Genomic DNA, 17,971 nt, shown 5'->3' on the forward strand with positions numbered 1-17,971 from the left:
AGGTGATTGATGCGCGCCAACTCGTCTGATCCACAAGACTCCGTCACAGCAGAACAACCGATCAAACCCGAGCGTTTACGCTGGCTGGATCGGTTAAGCAAATACCGTCAGCCGATCGGCCTGGCCGTCACGCTGCTGCTGTTTGCCATTGCCCTGATTGCCTGCCGCCATCTGCTCGCCGAACTCGATCTCGACGCGTTGCATGACTCGATTCTCGACGTGCCGAAACCCGCCCTGCTCGGTGCACTTGCGGCGACCGTGGTCGGTTTCATCATCCTGCTCGGTTATGAATGGTCCGCCAGTCGTTATGCGGGCGTGACATTACCGACACGTACGCTGGCACTCGGCGGCTTCACTGCGTTTGCGATTGGCAATGCAATCGGCCTGTCGCTGCTGTCCGGCGGCTCGGTTCGCTATCGTTTATATGCGCGACTGGGCGTCAGCGCTTCGGAAGTCGCACACATGACGCTGTTCGCCAGTCTGTCACTGGGCTGTGCACTGCCGCCACTGGCCGCGCTCGCAACCCTCAGCGATCTGCCAGCTGCTTCTCAGGCATTGGGATTATCCCAATGGCTGCTCGGTACAGTTGCCACCGCCGTCCTGGTTCTGGGCGCGATTCTGGCGATCGGCATCTATCGTCGGCGCCTGCCGGACCAGCCCTATCCGCACAACCTGCTGGTCAAGGCCGGTCGTCGCACCTTGCGCTTGCCCGGTCGGCGCCTGACGTTCCTGCAGTTGGTTATTACCGCCCTCGATGTCGCCGCTGCTGCCACCGTGCTTTATCTGTTGCTACCGGAAGCCCCGCCGTTTGGCGCCTTCCTGCTGGTGTATTTGTTGGCGCTGGCCGCCGGCGTGCTCAGCCATGTACCGGGTGGCGTCGGCGTCTTCGAAGCGATTCTGCTGGCCGCGTTTGCCGACAAACTTGGCGCTGCGCCACTTGCCGCCGCCCTGCTCCTGTATCGACTGATCTACGTTGTGCTGCCTTTGCTGGTCGCTTGCGTTTTGCTGCTGATCAACGAAGGGCAACGCCTGTTTCAGACCCAGACCATGCGCGCGGCGTCCGGTCTGGCGGCGCCGATTCTCGCGGTGCTGGTATTTCTGTCCGGTGTGGTTCTGCTGTTTTCCGGTGCCACCCCGGAAATCGATACGCGGCTTGAGCACATCGGCTTTCTGATTCCTCACCGCCTGGTCGATGCCTCGCACTTCGGCGCCAGCCTGATCGGCGTGTTGTGCCTGCTGCTGGCTCAAGGCCTGCGCCGTCGCCTGTCCGCCGCCTGGATGCTGACGACCATACTGTTGCTGGTCGGCGCCCTGCTCTCACTGCTCAAAGGTTTTGACTGGGAAGAAGCCACATTGATGATGCTGACGGCGGCGTTGCTCGGTGTCTTCCGCCGCTCCTTTTATCGCCCCAGCCGCTTGACCGAATTGCCGTTCTCGCCGCTGTATCTGGTGGCCAGCCTTTGCGTGCTGGGCGCTTCGGCTTGGTTGCTGTTGTTCGCGTATCAAGACGTGCCTTACAGCCATCAGTTGTGGTGGCAGTTCACCCTTGATGCTGATGCGCCCCGTGGTCTGCGCTCGTTGCTTGGCGCCGCTGTGCTGTTGCTCGTGATCGCGCTGACCTGGCTTTTGCGTACCGCGCGCCCGGTCATTCACCTGCCGACGCCAGACGAAATTGATCGCGCAGCGAAGATTCTGATGGCTTCGTCGCAACCTGATGGTGGCCTGGCGCTGACCGGTGACAAGGCGTTGCTGTTTCACCAGAACGACGAAGCCTTCCTGATGTACGCGCGCCGTGGCCGCAGTCTGGTGGCGCTGTACGACCCGATCGGCCCGAGCCAGCAGCGCGCCGAGATGATCTGGCAATTCCGCGACCTCTGCGACATTCACCATGCCCGTCCGGTGTTCTATCAGGTGCGGGCGGAAAACCTGCCGTACTACATGGACATCGGCCTGACCGCGATCAAGCTCGGCGAAGAGGCTCGAGTCGATCTCCATCGCTTTGATCTCGAAGCCAAGGGCAAAGAGATGAAGGATCTGCGTTACACCTGGAACCGTGGTACCCGCGATGGTCTGTCGCTGGAGATCCATGAGCCGGGGCAGGCGCCGATGGATGAGCTGAAGGTGATTTCCGATGCCTGGCTCACCGGCAAGAACGTGCGCGAGAAAGGCTTCTCCCTCGGCCGTTTCAGCGACGATTACCTGAAGCACTTCCGCATCGCGGTGATTCGTTTCGAAGGTCGCCCGGTGGCGTTCGCCAATCTGCTGGAGACCTACAGCCACGATCTGGCCAGTCTCGACCTGATGCGCGCGCACCCGGAGGCGCCGAAGCTGACCATGGAATTCATGATGGTCGGCCTGATTCAGCATTATAAGAGTCACGGCTACGCGCGCTTCAGCCTGGGCATGGTGCCGCTGTCGGGGCTGCAACCCCGGCGTGGCGCGCCGCTGACCCAACGGCTGGGCTCGATGGTGTTCCGCCGTGGTGAGCAGTTGTACAACTTCCAGGGCTTGCGCCGCTTCAAAGACAAGTTCCAGCCTGACTGGGAACCCCGTTATATGGCCGTGCCTGCCGGACTCGATCCGCTCGTGGCGCTGGCCGACACTGCTGCCCTGATTGCGGGCGGCTTGACTGGATTGGTGAAACGCTGATGATTCAACGCACCCTGAAGTACATCCTGGCCGCACTGATCGTGCTGGCCGTGATCGCTGGCGGCGCTTTCTGGTACCTCAAACGCCCCGCACCGGAACCGACCGTCGAACAACTCACGCCCGCCGACGGCGCGGCGATGACCCGCATCATTCCCGGCACCAAGCCCAAGGCACAGGTGTTGGTGGCCGTCACCGAAGATCAGAAACTCAGCAACAAGCAACTGAGCACCCTCAGTCGCAGCGCCTCGGCGCAGATCGTTCAGGTGATTCTGCCCAAGGACTGCCTGCTGCAAAGCCGCGCCCTGCAATCGGGCCTGCGTGAACTGAACGGCCCGGCCACTCTGGTCAGTGGTATCGGCCCTGGCGCGGTGCTGGCGTGGCGTTGGTTGTCGGAGCAAAAAGACGACAAGGCCCAAGCCATTTCCGTCGGCTTGGCGCTGGAAAAACCCGGCTGCACTCATCTGCTGCCCAAATCCGCCGCCCACGGCCACTGGCTGGTGGCGTGGAACGACAACCCGGACGACACCAGCGCCGGTTTCGTGCGCGATCAACCAAACGCCGAAACCAGCATCAGCGACTACGACATCAATCTACCGCAGGTGCTGAACAACGAACTGCGCAAGATCCTCGTCGGCGGCGACAAGGCCAACGGCGGCCTGGCCATCCCGGTAGTGGAAGTGCCGGCCGGCCAAGCCAACGACACCGTGACCCTGTTCCTCTCCGGAGACGGAGGCTGGCGCGACCTCGATCGCGACGTGGCTGGCGAAATGGCCAAGCTCGGCTACCCGGTGGTCGGCATCGACACCCTGCGCTACTACTGGCAGCACAAGAGCCCGGAACAGAGCGCCCTCGACCTGACCGAACTGATGCAGCACTACCGGCAGAAATGGGGCACCAAACGCTTCATCCTCACCGGCTACTCGTTCGGCGCCGACGTGTTGCCAGCAATCTACAACCGCCTGCCAGAGAACGAGCAACAGCGCGTCGACGCCATCATCCTGCTCGCCTTCGCCCGCACCGGCAGCTTCGAAATCGAAGTCGAAGGCTGGCTCGGCAACGCCGGCAAAGAAGCCGCCACCGGCCCGGAAATGGCCAAGCTGCCGCCGGCCAAGGTCGTGTGCATTTATGGTGAAGAAGAAACCGGTGAGAGTGGCTGCACGGACAAGACTGCCGTGGGCGAGCCGGTGAAACTGCCCGGTGGTCATCACTTCGACGAGAACTATCCGGCACTGGCCAAGCGCTTGGTGGACCTGATTCAGAAGCGTCAGAGCAAGGACTCGGTCGCCGAAGAGTGATCTGAAGCGCATCCGCAAAAAGCCCCCGCAACTTCAGGTTGCGGGGGCTTTTTACATCTCGGTCGCCACCAGAATCCACTGTGGGAGCGAGCCTGCTCGCGAATGCGGTGGGTCAGTTTACAGATTCGTCGACTGACACTACGCCTTCGCGAGCAAGCTCGCTCCCACAGAGAAACAAGTGCCAGGTGTTTACTTTCGTTTACTTCCAGTCTCGCAATATCAGATGACGCCCACAGACCTTGTAGGCAAACTCCGAAACTCGTGTTTGGACGCTCTGCCGCTCTATTGCGCTGTTTTTTGACGGGATACTCTCCGGACGTCGCTGAACCATTCAGCGATCGGGTGTGGTAACCCGGTTAAGCAAAGTGCAACAGTGCCTCCATCACGACATCAGGCGTTCTTTTACGCCTGTAATTTACTGTCATGGCAGCTGTACGTGGGAGACCTTCGGGTCTGCCGGTTTCTTTGCTCTCCCGGTTTACCACCCTGCGTACAGCTGCCACCCATTCGTGTGGTAACGAATGCGGCAGCTCCTTGTTTTAGGGAGCAAAACAATGAGCAAAGAAATTCCGTCAACGCCTTCAGACCTTACAACCATCGGCTTCCCCCCTTTTCTCTACAACTCGGATCAAGCGTTCTTCAACGTCCGCTCCGGCATCCCGATCATCAATGCCTTGTCGCAATCCTCCGACCTGCTGTCCCTCGCCAAATCCTTCGCTGAAGACGCAGCCTTCAACAGAGACACCGACCGTCAAGCCTGGGCCGCGCATTACCTGACAGTGATGGGCAAAGCCTTGATTGATGATGTGATCCAAGCGCTGATCCCACGACCTGGGCGGACGAAGACTGAATCTGAAGCTGATCTGTCTGAACGCACCTCTTGATTCAACCCAATACCCTGTGGGAGCGAGCCTGCTCGCGAATGCGGTGGTTCAGCCACCACATGCTTCGACTGACACTACGCCTTCGCGAGCAGGCTCGCTCCCACAGGGAATCAGCGGTGATTTGAGGATTGGGCACAGGCACAAAAAAGCCCCCGCCAGCCACAAGGCTGACGGGGGCTTTTCAATTGCGGCGGGGCTTACATCTCCACCTGCGTCCCCAACTCAATCACCCGATTCAACGGGAGATTGAAGAACCGCAAATTGCCATTGGCATTCTTCAACATGAACGCAAACAGCGCCTCACGCCAACGCGCCATGCCTTCAAGCTTTGAGGCAATCACCGTTTCCCGGCTGAGGAAGTACGTCGTGCGCATGGGGCTGAAGTCGAGGTCTTCGAGGTGGCACAGCTTCAGCGCCTGCGGCACATCCGGCTCGTCGGTGAAGCCGAAGTGCAGGATCACGCGGAAGAAGCCTTCCCCGTGGGCTTCCACTTCGAAGCGTCGCGATGGCGGCACGCGCGGGATGTCTTCGTAGACCACCGTCAGCAGCACAACTTGCTCGTGCAGCACCTGGTTGTGCAGCAAGTTATGCAACAACGCATGTGGCACGGCGTCGGAGCGGGCGGTGAGGAACACCGCGGTGCCCTGCACGCGGTGCGGCGGTTGCACGCGGATGCTGCTGATGAAGATCGGCAGCGGCAGCGCGCCTTCGTCGAGGCGTTCGACCAGCAGTTGTTTGCCGCGCTTCCAGGTGGTCATCAGCACAAACAGGGCGATACCGGCGATGACCGGGAAGGCGCCGCCCTGGACGATTTTCGGCACGTTGGCGGCGAAGTACAGACCGTCCACCAGCAGGAAACCCAGCAATACCGGGACCGCAAGAATCGGTGGCCATTTCCACAGCAGCAACATGACGGCCGAGACGAGTATCGTGGTCATCAGCATGGTCCCGGTCACCGCCACACCGTAGGCTGAGGCGAGTGCGCCGGACGACTCGAAGCCGATGACCAGCAGCACCACGCCGACCATCAGCGCCCAGTTCACCGCGCCGATGTAGATCTGGCCCTGCTCGTCGCTGGAGGTGTGCTGGATGTACATGCGCGGAATGTAGCCGAGCTGGATCGCCTGACGGGTCAGCGAGAACGCGCCGGAGATGACCGCTTGCGAGGCGATCACGGTGGCCATGGTCGACAGGCCGACCAGCGGAATCAGCGCCCAGCTCGGCGCCAGCAGATAGAACGGATTACGCGCCGCCTCCGGGTTGTCCAGCAGCAAGGCGCCCTGACCGAAGTAATTGAGCACCAGCGCCGGCAGCACCAGCAAAAACCACGCACGGGCGATCGGCTTGCGACCGAAGTGACCCATGTCGGCGTACAGCGCTTCGGCACCGGTCAGCGCCAGCACCACTGCGCCGAGGATGGCTACGCCCATGCCAGGGTGAACGGTGAAGAAACGCACCGCCCACAACGGATTCATTGCGTGCAGCACTTCCGGGGTGTGGCTGATGCCATACACGCCGAGGGCGCCAAGCACCAGAAACCAGGTGACCATGATCGGCCCGAACAGAATGCCGATCCGCGCCGTACCGTGTTTCTGGATCAGAAACAGCGCAACCAGCACCACTAGCGACAATGGCACCACCCAGTGATCGATGCCTTCAAATGCCAACCCGAGACCTTCAATCGCCGACAGAACGGAAATTGCCGGGGTGATCATGCTGTCGCCGTAAAACAGCGCCGCCCCGATCAGCCCGCAAACCACCAACAGCGTGCGCAAGCGCTTGCGCCCCGCCGCCGCTCGCCGGGCCAGCGCCGTAAGCGCCATGATGCCGCCCTCGCCCTGGTTGTCGGCGCGCAGCACGAACATCATGTATTTGATCGAGACGACCCAGATCAGCGACCAGAAGATCAACGACAAAATGCCCAGCACGCCGTCGTGATTGACCGGTACGCCATAAGCGCCGGAAAACACTTCCTTCAGGGTGTACAAGGGGCTCGTGCCGATGTCGCCATAAACCACCCCGACCGCCGCGACCAGCATACTCAGCGGTCTGCTGGCCGAACCCTCGGCGCCCGCCGCATGACTACTTGCCTGACCCATCCAACACTCCTGATCTCAATACTGGCTTCTTCGAATGAAGCACTATGCTTGCTGCTGCAGCATGCGCTGTTTCACCTGTTGTTACAGACCATTTGTTGACTGTAAGAAATCGGTAAAGCTCAACGGCGCGAAGCATAGCGCAGCACTCGTCGTATTTCCCTGCATAAAGCTGGTCAAGCGCGCTGCCCGCCGCTAGAATTGCGCACTTTTTGATCAGAGGCGCGCCTTAAGCGCCCATCCGTCGGCTGCCGCGCGTGGCAACCGACGTCACAAAACACCGAGGTTAGACATGTCCACCACTCCTGCGCCGGCCAACCCCAAGGTTGGTTTTGTATCTCTGGGTTGCCCGAAAGCTCTGGTCGACTCCGAGCGCATCCTGACCCAGCTGCGCATGGAAGGCTATGACGTGGTGTCCACCTATCAGGACGCCGACGTCGTGGTGGTCAACACCTGTGGTTTCATCGATTCGGCCAAGGCCGAGTCGCTGGAAGTGATCGGCGAAGCAATCAAGGAAAACGGCAAGGTCATCGTCACTGGGTGCATGGGCGTGGAAGAAGGCAACATCCGCAACGTGCACCCGAGCGTGTTGTCGGTGACCGGTCCGCAGCAGTACGAGCAAGTGGTCAACGCCGTGCACGAAGTCGTGCCGCCGCGCAAGGATCACAACCCGCTGATCGACCTGGTGCCGCCGCAAGGCATCAAGCTGACCCCGCGTCACTACGCTTACCTGAAGATTTCCGAAGGCTGCAACCACAGCTGCAGCTTCTGCATCATCCCGTCGATGCGCGGCAAACTGGTCAGCCGTCCGGTGGGCGATGTGCTCGACGAGGCTCAGCGCCTGGTCAAATCCGGCGTCAAAGAGCTCCTGGTGATTTCCCAGGACACCAGCGCCTACGGCGTCGACGTCAAATACCGCACCGGTTTCTGGAACGGCGTGCCGGTTAAAACCCGCATGACCGAACTGTGCGAAGCCCTCAGCAGCCTCGGCGTCTGGGTGCGTCTGCATTATGTTTACCCGTATCCGCACGTTGACGAGCTGATCCCGTTGATGGCCGCTGGCAAGATCCTGCCGTACCTGGACATCCCGTTCCAGCACGCCAGCCCGAAAGTGTTGAAGTCGATGAAACGCCCGGCGTTCGAAGACAAGACCCTGGCGCGGATCAAGAACTGGCGCGAGATCTGCCCGGACCTGATCATCCGTTCGACGTTCATCGTCGGCTTCCCGGGCGAAACCGAGGAAGACTTCCAGTACTTGCTGAACTGGCTGACCGAAGCCCAGCTCGACCGCGTCGGTTGCTTCCAGTACTCGCCGGTGGAAGGCGCGCCGGCCAATGACCTGGACCTGGAAATCGTTCCGGACGACGTCAAGCAGGATCGTTGGGATCGTTTCATGGCGCACCAGCAAGCCATCAGCTCGGCCCGCCTGCAAATGCGCATCGGTCGTGAAATCGAAGTGTTGGTGGACGAAGTCGACGAGCAAGGCGCGGTTGGCCGCTGCTTTTTCGACGCCCCGGAAATCGATGGCAACGTGTTCATCGACAACGGCAGCAATCTGAAGCCGGGCGACAAGGTCTGGTGCAAAGTGACTGATGCTGACGAATACGACCTCTGGGCCGAACAGATCTAGCGCAGGACATCCTGTAGGGGCTGCTGAAGGCTCAGGCCGCGATCGGATGATCCCTTGCTCTTAGAAAACAAGATCAAAAGATCGCAGTCTCGTTTCACTCGACAGCTCCTACAGGGATAGCACTGAATTACAAAGCCCCGCTCTTTTCACGAGATGCGGGGCTTTTTTACGGCTATCGTTTATCGGGGGACGGACTCCCTTGAACGGACAAGAGGCACACGCACATGCGTCACCATTCGGTCATCCACACACCCAAAACCAGCGACTATCAGGAACTGACCCGGGTCTGGGAGGCCTCGGTTCGCGCCACTCATGATTTCCTGCCGGAAAGTTACATCGAGTTGCTGCGCAATCTGGTGCTGACCCGCTATCTGGATGCAGTGATGCTGATCTGCACAAAGGACAGCCACCAGCGCATCAGCGGGTTTGCCGGCGTGGCTGCGGGCAAGATCGAGATGCTGTTCATCGATCCCGAGCATCGCGGCCAAGGCCTGGGCAAGCAATTGCTCAAATATGCCATCGAGCGGCTGAACGCCGATGAACTGGACGTCAACGAACAGAATCCTCAGGCGCTGGGCTTTTATGAAAAGCAGGGCTTCGAGGTGATTGGTCGCTCGGAGGTCGATGGCATGGGCCAGCCGTATCCGTTGCTGCATATGCGATTGCGGCAGAACCAGCAGCGCTCGAATCATGCCTGACACAACATGGAACAACCTGTGGGAGCGAGCCTGCTCGCGAAGGCGACGTGCCAGTCACCATCAATGTTTAATGACACACCGCTTTCGCGAGCAGGCTCGCTCCCACATTCAATTCAGCGCCTGCAAATGGAACCGGGCTTAACCGGCGCCAGACAGGTACAATGTTCACCCCTTTTTTGTTACGGCCCCGTCATGACTGACCCGATTCGCCTCTCCAAACGCCTCATCGAACTGGTCGGTTGCTCCCGCCGGGAGGCCGAACTGTTCATTGAAGGCGGCTGGGTCACCGTGGACGGCGAAGTCATTGACGAGCCGCAATTCAAGGTCGGCGACCAGAAAGTCGAGCTCGACAAGGACGCCAAGGCCACCGCGCCGGAGCCGGTGACCATTCTGCTCAACATGCCTGCGGGCATGGACGTCGAGACGGCCATGCAATCGCTGAGCGCCGAGACGCTCAGCGACGAGCACCGTTACGGCAAACGCCCATTGCGCGGGCACTTCCTGCGTCTGACCGCCAGCGCTGACCTGCAACCCAAGGCGAGCGGTTTGATGGTGTTCACCCAGGACTGGAAAATCCTGCGCAAGCTCACCGCCGATGCCGCGAAGATCGAGCAGGAATATATCGTGGAAGTCGAAGGTGACATGGTCGCCCACGGCCTCAACCGCTTGCAGCACGGCCTTACGCACAAGGGCAAGGAATTGCCACCGGTCAAGGCCAGCTGGCAGAACGAAAACCGCCTGCGCTTCGCCATGAAAAACCCGCAACCGGGCATCATCGCGCAGTTCTGCGAAGCGGTGGGCCTGAAAGTGATCGGCATTCGCCGCATCCGCATTGGCGGCGTTTCCATCGGCAAGGTCCCGGTTGGCCAATGGCGCTACCTGTCCGGCAAAGAGAAGTTCTAAGGCCCGGCCAGCCGCCACACATTTTTGGCAGTGCGCCCGCCGCGCTGCCCACCACGCATCAGGAAATACCGACATGGTTCATAACGACGTACTGCGCAGCGTGCGCTACATGCTCGACATCAGCGACAAGAAAGTGGTCGAGATCATCAAGCTCGGCGGCATGGATGTCGAGCTCACCGACGTGGTGACCTGGCTCGACAAGAAAGAAGAAGACGAAGAAGGTTTCGTGCGTTGCCCGGACGAAGTCATCGCTCACTTCCTCGATGGTCTGGTGATCTTCAAACGTGGCAAGGACGAAAGCCGTCCGCCACAGCCGATCGAAGTGCCGGTGACCAACAACATCATTCTGAAAAAGCTGCGGGTGGCCTTCGAGCTGAAAGAAGACGACATGCACGCCATTCTCAAGGCAGCCGAGTTCCCGGTGTCCAAGCCCGAACTGAGCGCGCTGTTCCGCAAGGTCGGCCACACCAACTACCGCCCGTGCGGCGACCAGTTGCTGCGCAACTTCCTCAAGGGTCTGACGTTGCGCGTTCGCCCTGCCTGATCCTTTCTCTGGCGACCTTCGCGAGCAGGCTCGCTCCCACACTGGAAATGTGTCGTTCGGTAATCCATGTGGGAGCGAGCCTGCTCGCGAGAGGCCGGTCCCGCCGACACAGGCTTGAGGGCTGCCGGGTTATCATGGCCCCCCTGCCCGCTTTGAATGCAGACCATGACTTACAGCGTTTCCCCAATCGGCTTCGTACGCTCCTGCTTCAAGGAGAAGTTCGCCATTCCGCGCCAGCCACAACTGGCTCCCGCCGCCCGTGGTGTTCTGGAACTGGTGGCGCCGTTCGATCAGGGTGACGCGGTGCAGGGGCTGGAGCAGGTCAGCCATGTCTGGCTGCTGTTCCTGTTCCATCAGGCCCTGGAAGAAAAGCCACGCCTGAAAGTCCGCCCGCCGCGCCTGGGCGGCAACAAGTCCATGGGCGTGTTCGCCACCCGGGCGACGCATCGCCCCAATGGTATTGGCCAATCGGTGGTGAAGCTGGACAAGGTCGAAAGCAATCGTCTGTTTATCTCAGGCATCGACTTGCTCGACGGCACCCCGGTTCTGGACATCAAACCTTATGTGCCGTACGCCGATATCATCCCCGATGCCAGAAACAGCATCGCCAGCGCGGCGCCGCCGTTGATCGAGGTGCGGTGGACGGACCCGGCGCTGCAGCAGGCGCATTCGCATGCCCAGCGCCTGGGCGAGCCATTGGTGGAGCTGATCGAGCAATGCCTGGCCCAGGATCCACGCCCGGCGTATCAAACGCCGGCGCCGGAGCGCGAGTACGGGGCGCAGTTCTGGGATCTGGACGTGCGCTGGCATTACCCGACGCCAGAGCAGATTTGCGTGCTGGAAGTAATCTGCGCCTCAGCCTGAGCTCCGAAAATAAAAACGCCGGCAGTGCCTCTCGGGTGACGCCAGCGCTTTGCGTACTGATCGTTCCCACGCTCTGCGTGGTAACGCATCCCGTGACGCTCTGCGTCACAGCGGACGCGGAGCGCCCGGGGCGGCATTCCCAAGCAGAGCGTGGGAACGATCAAATGGTGCCTGTCCTCCAGAGCATAAAAAAGCCCCCATTGCCTGGGCAGGCAATGGGGGCTTTTGCTTGGCGCTTACTTCTCGACGAATGCACGCTCGATCAGGTAGTCGCCCGGCTCGCGCATCCGCGCCGAGATCTTCAGGCCGAAGCTGTCGAGCACTTCGCTGGTCTCGTCGAGCATGCTCGGGCTGCCGCAGATCATCGCGCGGTCGTCCTGCGGGTTGATCGGCGGCAGGCCGATGTCGCTGAACAGCTTGCCGCTGCGCATCAGGTCGGTCAGGCGGCCCTGATTTTCGAACGGCTCGCGGGTCACGGTCGGGTAGTAGATCAGCTTGTCGCGCAGGGCTTCGCCGAAGAATTCGTTCTGCGGCAGGTGCTCGGTGATGAATTCGCGGTAGGCGACTTCGTTGACGTAACGAACACCGTGCACCAGGATCACTTTTTCAAAGCGCTCGTAGGTTTCCGGGTCCTGGATGACGCTCATGAACGGCGCCAGACCGGTGCCGGTGCTCAGCAGATACAAATGCTTGCCCGGGTTCAGGTCGTCCAGCACCAGGGTGCCGGTAGGCTTCTTCGAGATGATGATCTCGTCGCCTTCCTTCAAATGCTGCAACTGGGAGGTCAGCGGGCCGTCCTGCACCTTGATGCTGAAGAACTCCAGATGCTCTTCCCAGTTCGGGCTGGCGATCGAGTAAGCGCGCATAAGCGGGCGGCCGTTGGGCTGCTGCAGGCCGATCATCACGAACTGACCGTTCTCGAAGCGCAGGCCCGGATCACGGGTGCACTTGAAGCTGAACAGAGTGTCGTTCCAGTGATGAACACTGAGGACACGCTCGTGGTTCATGTTGCTCATGTACGTTTGACTCCTGGAGATTGGGTCTGCGCGGCTCGTCGAGGCTTAACGTGCGCAATTGCATCGCATTCTAATAGCGACGACAATATCTGTTAACTGGATTATTAAGATAAGGGTTATCGGTTATATCGATATGCGATTTACTCTCCGTCAACTGCAAGTCTTCGTCGCCGTCGCCCAGCAGGAAAGCGTGTCCCGTGCTGCGGGTCTGCTCAACCTCTCGCAGTCGGCTGCCAGCACCTCAATCACTGAACTGGAGCGCCAGTCCAGCTGCCAGCTGTTTGACCGTGCCGGCAAACGCCTGAGCCTCAACGCGCTCGGCAAGCAGCTGTTGCCGCAAGCGGTGGCCCTGCTCGATCAGGCCAAGGAAATCGAAGACCTGCTCAACGGCAAATCCGGCTTCGGCTCGTTATCAGTCGGTGCGACCCTGACCATCGGCAATTACCTGGCGACCCTGTTGATCGGCGGTTTCATGCAGCGTCACCCGGAAAGCCAGGTGAAGCTGCACGTCCAGAACACTGCCAATATTGTGCAGCAAGTCGCCCACTACGAAATTGATCTGGGTCTGATCGAGGGCGACTGCAGCCATCCCGACATTGAAGTGCAGAGCTGGGTCGAGGACGAACTGGTGGTGTTCTGCGCCCCCCAGCATCCATTGGCCAAACGCGGCAGCGCAACCATGGAAGAGCTGACCCACGAGGCATGGATTCTGCGTGAACAAGGCTCAGGCACCCGGCTGACGTTCGATCAGGCCATGCGTCACCATCGCAGTGCGCTGAATATCCGTCTGGAGCTGGAGCACACCGAAGCGATCAAACGCGCAGTGGAATCAGGTCTGGGGATTGGCTGCATCTCACGGCTGGCGCTGCGCGATGCGTTCCGGCGCGGCAGTCTGGTGCCGGTGGAGACGCCGGACCTGGATCTGGCGCGGCAGTTTTACTTCATCTGGCACAAGCAAAAATACCAGACCTCGGCCATGCGCGAGTTTCTCGACCTGTGCCGCGCCTTCACCGCCGGGGTGCAGCGCAGCGACGAGATCGTGTTGCCCACTATCGCTTAAAGCAGAATTACCGCCCACACCAACGCGATCATGCTCAGCGCGACAAACTGCGCGGCGCTGCCCATGTCCTTGGCGTTCTTCGACAGCGGGTGCAGCTCCAGCGAGATGCGGTCGATGGCCGCCTCAACCGCCGAATTCAGCAACTCGACGATCAGTGCCAGCAGGCACACGGCGATCAGCAAGGCCTGCTCGACACGGCTGACATTCAGGAAGAACGTCAGCGGAACCAGCACGACATTGAGCAGCACCAGTTGGCGGAACGCGGCTTCGCCGGTGAAGGCTGCGCGCAGGCCGTCCAGTGAATAACCGGAGGCGTTGAGGATGCGTTTCAGGCCGGTCTGGCCCTTGAAAGGTGACATATGGAGGAAACCAACCAAAAAGGAGTGAGGAAGCTAGATCAACAAAAGTCAAAAAAGCGTGAAACCGCCAGTCTTTACTGGCTCGGAATTGACTCAAGTTGTTGCAGCAATAATGCCGCTTGCGTGCGAGTACGCACATTCAGCTTGCGAAAGATTGCCGTGACGTGAGCCTTGATGGTGGCTTCCGACACGCTCAATTCATACGCAATCTGCTTGTTCAGCAAGCCTTCGCAGACCATGGTCAACACGCGAAACTGCTGCGGCGTCAGACTGGCCAGGCCATCGCTGGCGGCTTTGGCTTCGTCAGAGACGCTGACCGCCTCGAACGCCTGCGGCGGCCAGAACACATCGCCATCCAGCACTTGGCGCACTGCTTGCTGAATCACGCTCAGATCGCTGGATTTGGGAATAAAGCCGCTGGCCCCGAATTCGCGGGACTTGACCATCACCGACGCTTCTTCCTGGGCCGAAACCATCACCACCGGAATCTGCGGATACTGACCGCGCAGCAACACCAGGCCGGAAAAGCCGTAAGCGCCGGGCATGTTCAAATCCAGCAGAACCAGATCCCAATCGTCTTTTTCACTCAAACGGGTTTCCAGTTCGGCAATGCTCGCCACTTCCACCAGTCGTACATCCGGGCCCAGCCCCAGCGTCACCGCTTGATGCAGTGCGCTGCGAAACAGGGGGTGATCATCGGCAATCAGGATGTCGTATGTGGCCATTTTTCAAATGATCCTGTTTTTTGGGGCCAGACGCGGTGCGTTCCGGTCTGACCCAAGCAACTCAAGACGCCGCTTCAAAGCGAAATCCACAGGGGCACGTTCAACGCCAATAACCAACAAAAACGGCGTTTCAAACCTTGGCCGCACCCTGAACGGCGCCAAGCATGCCCAGCGACGGCGGGGTGGTCAAGCAGCAAGGCCGACCCTGGGCACAGTATGGGCCACTATTGCGCCAACACCGGCTGCGGCTTTCGTATATAGGGCAGCAACTCGGCATGGGCCGGCGTCGATTCATTCAGGTCCAGTTGCTGTTTGGCACCGAGGTAATGCTGGCTGAACACATCGAAATAGGCGTCCAGCGCAGAGGCGGCATCCGTGTCCCCGGCCAGCTCCAGGCACAGCGCGGCGACCTCTGCAGTGCACAGATGCTCGCTGCGGGTCGAACGGCGCAAGCGGTAGCGCGAAAGCTTATCAGGCAGCAGGCTCAGGATCGGCAAGCGGTCGAAGTATGGGCTTTTACGGAAAATCTTCCGTGCTTCCGTCCAGGTTGCATCAAGCAAAATGAACAGCGGGCGCTTGCTGCTATCGATCGCAACGGTATTCGTCACCCGCGAGGGTTCGACGTATTCACCGGGGAATACCAGGTACGGCTGCCATTGCGGGTCGTTGAGCAGCGCCAGCATCTGCGGGTCCGGCTCGGTGCGAGACCAGATGAACGCATGGTTGTCGCGCACTACATCGGCGATCAGCCAGCCGGTGTTGCTCGGCTTGAACACTTCCTTGCCGGTCATGATCAGACAGACAGCGGAACGCGTTTTGACGGTTGGACGCCAGGCGCACAGGCAATGGCTGATGATCACGCGGCAGTCGCGACAGCGCTCGGAGCGAAAACCCCGGGCCTGAATCGGCTTGATACCCTCGTCCTCGCGCTGGTCGCGCAGGCGGGCTACAGCGTTGGGAGCGTGATTGATCACGTGCGGCGCCACACAGAAGGAAAACTCGACACGAACGACACTCGGCAGGGCAATAAAGGCGCGCAGTTTACCAGAGCGGCGAGCACAAGCCTGTACCGTCCAGACCCGCTCCCCTATAATTCGCCGCCACTGAACGCACAGTCACGTGGCTGGTCGAACCACCAGTCACTGAACCAGGAGAGTTTCATGCTGCGCCTTATCGTTCCCACCGCTGCCATTCTGCTGGCGTCGTCCTTCACCGCTCAGGCCGCGTCCTTGAGTGAGCAGAATCTGAACAGAGAGCTGCGCAACGTCGCCGCCCAGAGCAGCGTCGGCACACCACGCGCAATCAATGAAGACATTCTCGATCAGGGCTACACCGTCGAAGGCACTCAGTTGATCAACCATCTGAGCGTGCAAAAGAGCCACGCCGACAAGATGCGCGCCGACCCTAAAGCCGTGTATTTCCAGCTGGGCGCTTCTGTCTGCAACAACCCGTCCTACCGCAAGCTGATGGCCAAGGGCGCGGTCATGCGTTATGACTTCACCGAAGTGAAAACCAACAAGGCGATCGGCTCGGCCAGCTACCAGGAATCGGACTGCCCGAAAGCAGGACCCGCGAAGAAGAAATAATCATCGTGAATTGGCGCGCCGCTGCTCATCCTCGGCGCGCAATTCGGCCAACAAGGCCTGTAAATAGTGCGAACGGCGCTCGCCGCCTGCCAAACGTCGGCAACATTCCTCCTCGAGGCTCAGTTCATTGGCCTCGGCCGATGCTTTCAACATTCGATACAGCTGCGTATCGATTTCCAGAATCAATCTGGCCATCTGCCCCGCCTCCTTGCCACCCGCAAAATCCTTGAGCTGCCTGCGCCTCGCTACGGTCTTCGAAGCGATTTCGTATAGCGCTTGTAAATGAGTTAATCAGAGGGAAAGCCGTAGGGTGTATGTTCGGACGAGCGGTAGGCTTGCCTGTGAATATCCAACGAACGGTTGCCAGCCAGAATGTTGCGGCGTAATCATCAGGCAGCGCAAATGCCTGCGAAGGTCTAGATTCAGAGTATTCCCGAATCATTTGTCACCGGCAGAAAAGGAGCTGTCGACTGTGTGTTTTTTGCAGCGCGGCACTGACGCCGCTCGTCAGGGCCACCCGCTCTGTGCAGAAGGAGACATTGAATGCCTTACCAACCGAATGACCTGCTCAGTCGCCATTTTCAGGAAAGCGGCCCGGACCTCATCAGCAAGGTCGAAGAGCAACTCAACCGTGTTTCTCCCAACAGCCCGAACATTCCCATCTATCGCGACATGATCCTGACCGTGCTGCGCATGGCCCAGGAAGACCACAACCGCTGGAATGCCAAAATCACCCTGCAGGCACTGCGTGAACTGGAGCAAGCGTTTCGCGTGCTGGAGCAATTCAAGGGCCGACGCAAAGTGACCGTGTTCGGTTCGGCGCGAACCCCGGTCGAACATCCGCTGTACGCTTTAGCCAGAGAGCTCGGCGCGGCACTGGCACGTTCGGACATGATGGTCATCACCGGGGCCGGTGGCGGCATTATGGCGGCCGCCCACGAAGGCGCGGGTCGAGACCACAGCCTCGGCTTCAACATCACCCTGCCCTTCGAACAGCATGCCAATCCCACCGTGGACGGCACGGGTAACCTTCTGCCGTTTCACTTCTTCTTCACCCGCAAACTGTTCTTCGTCAAGGAAGCCGATGCCCTGGTGCTGTGCCCCGGGGGCTTCGGTACGCTGGACGAAGCACTGGAGGTGCTGACGCTTATACAGACAGGTAAAAGTCCATTGGTGCCAGTGGTGTTACTGGACGCGCCGGGCGGCACATTCTGGCAGGGCGCAATGGATTTCATCCGCGAGCAGTTGGGCGAAAACCACTACATTCTGCCGACCGATATGAAGTTGATGCGTCTGGTCTACACCGTAGAGGAAGCGGTGGACGAGATCACCCGGTTCTACAGCAACTTCCACTCCAGCCGCTGGCTCAAAGGCCAATTCGTGATCCGCATGAACCATAAGCTCAGCGAGCAAGCGCTGGCGCACATGCAGGACGCCTTTGCTGATTTGTGCCTGAGCGATCATTTCCATCAACACGCCTACAGCGGCGAAGAGCACGATGACGCGCAATTCAGCCACCTGGCGCGTTTGGCATTTGCTTTCAACGCACGTAATCATGGGCGACTGAGGGAACTGGTGGATTACATCAACCTGCCGGAAAACTGGTCGCATGCCACAGCGCAAGTCGCGAAACGCAGCCAGGAACCCTCTAAGGCAATTTAA

Annotated in this window: 17 protein-coding genes; 11 read left to right on the forward strand and 6 right to left on the reverse strand. The window is 59.9% G+C overall.

Features of this window, described 5'->3' with window-relative positions:
• Nucleotides 1-9: 9 nt before the first annotated feature.
• From mprF to HU727_RS15015, 3 genes are all read left to right on the forward strand, one after another.
• A complete protein-coding gene (mprF, locus tag HU727_RS15005; protein ID WP_186533032.1) occupies nucleotides 10-2,649 on the forward strand; it encodes a bifunctional lysylphosphatidylglycerol flippase/synthetase MprF in 2,640 nt (879 codons plus the stop codon).
• On the forward strand, nucleotides 2,649-3,944 hold the full coding sequence (locus HU727_RS15010; protein ID WP_186533033.1) for a virulence factor family protein: 1,296 nt from the start codon (nucleotides 2,649-2,651) through the stop codon (nucleotides 3,942-3,944). Before mprF ends, HU727_RS15010 begins: the two co-directional genes overlap by 1 nt.
• 554 nt (nucleotides 3,945-4,498) lie before the next feature.
• A complete protein-coding gene (locus tag HU727_RS15015; RefSeq protein WP_186533034.1) occupies nucleotides 4,499-4,828 on the forward strand; it encodes a DUF3077 domain-containing protein in 330 nt (109 codons plus the stop codon).
• Between the two features lie 197 nt (nucleotides 4,829-5,025).
• Here HU727_RS15015 and HU727_RS15020 read toward each other — a convergent pair whose 3' ends face one another.
• On the reverse strand, nucleotides 5,026-6,867 hold the full coding sequence (locus HU727_RS15020) for a potassium transporter Kup (protein ID WP_437180415.1): 1,842 nt from the start codon (nucleotides 6,865-6,867) through the stop codon (nucleotides 5,026-5,028).
• Nucleotides 6,868-7,216: 349 nt separating this feature from the next.
• Here HU727_RS15020 and rimO point away from each other — a divergent pair, with 349 nt between their 5' ends.
• From rimO to tsaA, 5 genes are all read left to right on the forward strand, one after another.
• Nucleotides 7,217-8,554: a 30S ribosomal protein S12 methylthiotransferase RimO gene (gene rimO / locus HU727_RS15025; protein ID WP_186533036.1), complete on the forward strand. Its 1,338-nt coding sequence runs from the start codon at nucleotides 7,217-7,219 to the stop codon at nucleotides 8,552-8,554.
• 224 nt (nucleotides 8,555-8,778) lie between these two features.
• The gene (locus HU727_RS15030) at nucleotides 8,779-9,252 is read left to right on the forward strand and encodes a GNAT family N-acetyltransferase (protein WP_186533037.1); all 474 of its coding nucleotides are present in this window, start codon (nucleotides 8,779-8,781) and stop codon (nucleotides 9,250-9,252) included.
• Nucleotides 9,253-9,444: 192 nt separating this feature from the next.
• A complete protein-coding gene (locus HU727_RS15035; protein WP_186533038.1) occupies nucleotides 9,445-10,155 on the forward strand; it encodes an rRNA pseudouridine synthase in 711 nt (236 codons plus the stop codon).
• Between the two features lie 73 nt (nucleotides 10,156-10,228).
• Nucleotides 10,229-10,699: a YehS family protein gene (locus HU727_RS15040; RefSeq protein ID WP_186533039.1), complete on the forward strand. Its 471-nt coding sequence runs from the start codon at nucleotides 10,229-10,231 to the stop codon at nucleotides 10,697-10,699.
• A gap of 165 nt (nucleotides 10,700-10,864) precedes the next feature.
• A complete protein-coding gene (gene tsaA / locus HU727_RS15045) occupies nucleotides 10,865-11,563 on the forward strand; it encodes a tRNA (N6-threonylcarbamoyladenosine(37)-N6)-methyltransferase TrmO (RefSeq protein ID WP_186533040.1) in 699 nt (232 codons plus the stop codon).
• A 236-nt stretch (nucleotides 11,564-11,799) separates the two neighbouring features.
• On the opposite strand, the gene fpr is transcribed toward tsaA, so the two are convergent.
• Nucleotides 11,800-12,579 carry a ferredoxin-NADP reductase gene (gene fpr, locus HU727_RS15050; RefSeq protein ID WP_007908723.1) on the reverse strand — a complete coding sequence of 260 codons (780 nt, stop codon included), beginning with the start codon at nucleotides 12,577-12,579 and terminating at the stop codon, nucleotides 11,800-11,802.
• A gap of 133 nt (nucleotides 12,580-12,712) precedes the next feature.
• Between fpr and HU727_RS15055 the strand changes: the two genes are divergently transcribed.
• The gene (locus tag HU727_RS15055; RefSeq protein WP_085729869.1) at nucleotides 12,713-13,639 is read left to right on the forward strand and encodes a LysR family transcriptional regulator; all 927 of its coding nucleotides are present in this window, start codon (nucleotides 12,713-12,715) and stop codon (nucleotides 13,637-13,639) included.
• On the opposite strand, the gene HU727_RS15060 is transcribed toward HU727_RS15055, so the two are convergent.
• The 3 genes from HU727_RS15060 to HU727_RS15070 form a co-directional block, all read right to left on the reverse strand.
• A complete protein-coding gene (locus tag HU727_RS15060; RefSeq protein ID WP_042557932.1) occupies nucleotides 13,636-13,998 on the reverse strand; it encodes a diacylglycerol kinase in 363 nt (120 codons plus the stop codon). The two genes, HU727_RS15055 and HU727_RS15060, sit on opposite strands and share 4 nt — an antisense overlap.
• A gap of 74 nt (nucleotides 13,999-14,072) precedes the next feature.
• Nucleotides 14,073-14,723 carry a response regulator transcription factor ErdR gene (gene erdR / locus HU727_RS15065; protein ID WP_186533041.1) on the reverse strand — a complete coding sequence of 217 codons (651 nt, stop codon included), beginning with the start codon at nucleotides 14,721-14,723 and terminating at the stop codon, nucleotides 14,073-14,075.
• 224 nt (nucleotides 14,724-14,947) lie between these two features.
• Nucleotides 14,948-15,694, reverse strand: a complete 747-nt coding sequence (locus HU727_RS15070) for a tRNA-uridine aminocarboxypropyltransferase (RefSeq protein ID WP_186533223.1) — start codon at nucleotides 15,692-15,694, stop codon at nucleotides 14,948-14,950.
• 189 nt (nucleotides 15,695-15,883) lie between these two features.
• Between HU727_RS15070 and HU727_RS15075 the strand changes: the two genes are divergently transcribed.
• The gene (locus HU727_RS15075) at nucleotides 15,884-16,309 is read left to right on the forward strand and encodes a PA3611 family quorum-sensing-regulated virulence factor (protein ID WP_186533042.1); all 426 of its coding nucleotides are present in this window, start codon (nucleotides 15,884-15,886) and stop codon (nucleotides 16,307-16,309) included.
• Here the strand turns inward: HU727_RS15075 and HU727_RS15080 are convergent, their stop codons facing one another.
• Nucleotides 16,310-16,504 (reverse strand): hypothetical protein, encoded by a 195-nt coding sequence (locus tag HU727_RS15080; protein WP_186533043.1) that lies wholly within the window; start codon nucleotides 16,502-16,504, stop codon nucleotides 16,310-16,312. It abuts the gene before it with no gap.
• Nucleotides 16,505-16,852: 348 nt separating this feature from the next.
• Here HU727_RS15080 and HU727_RS15085 point away from each other — a divergent pair, with 348 nt between their 5' ends.
• On the forward strand, nucleotides 16,853-17,971 hold the full coding sequence (locus HU727_RS15085) for an LOG family protein (RefSeq protein ID WP_186533044.1): 1,119 nt from the start codon (nucleotides 16,853-16,855) through the stop codon (nucleotides 17,969-17,971).

Origin of the sequence: Pseudomonas khorasanensis, assembly GCF_014268505.2 — a bacterium.
GTDB lineage: Bacteria > Pseudomonadota > Gammaproteobacteria > Pseudomonadales > Pseudomonadaceae > Aquipseudomonas > Aquipseudomonas khorasanensis.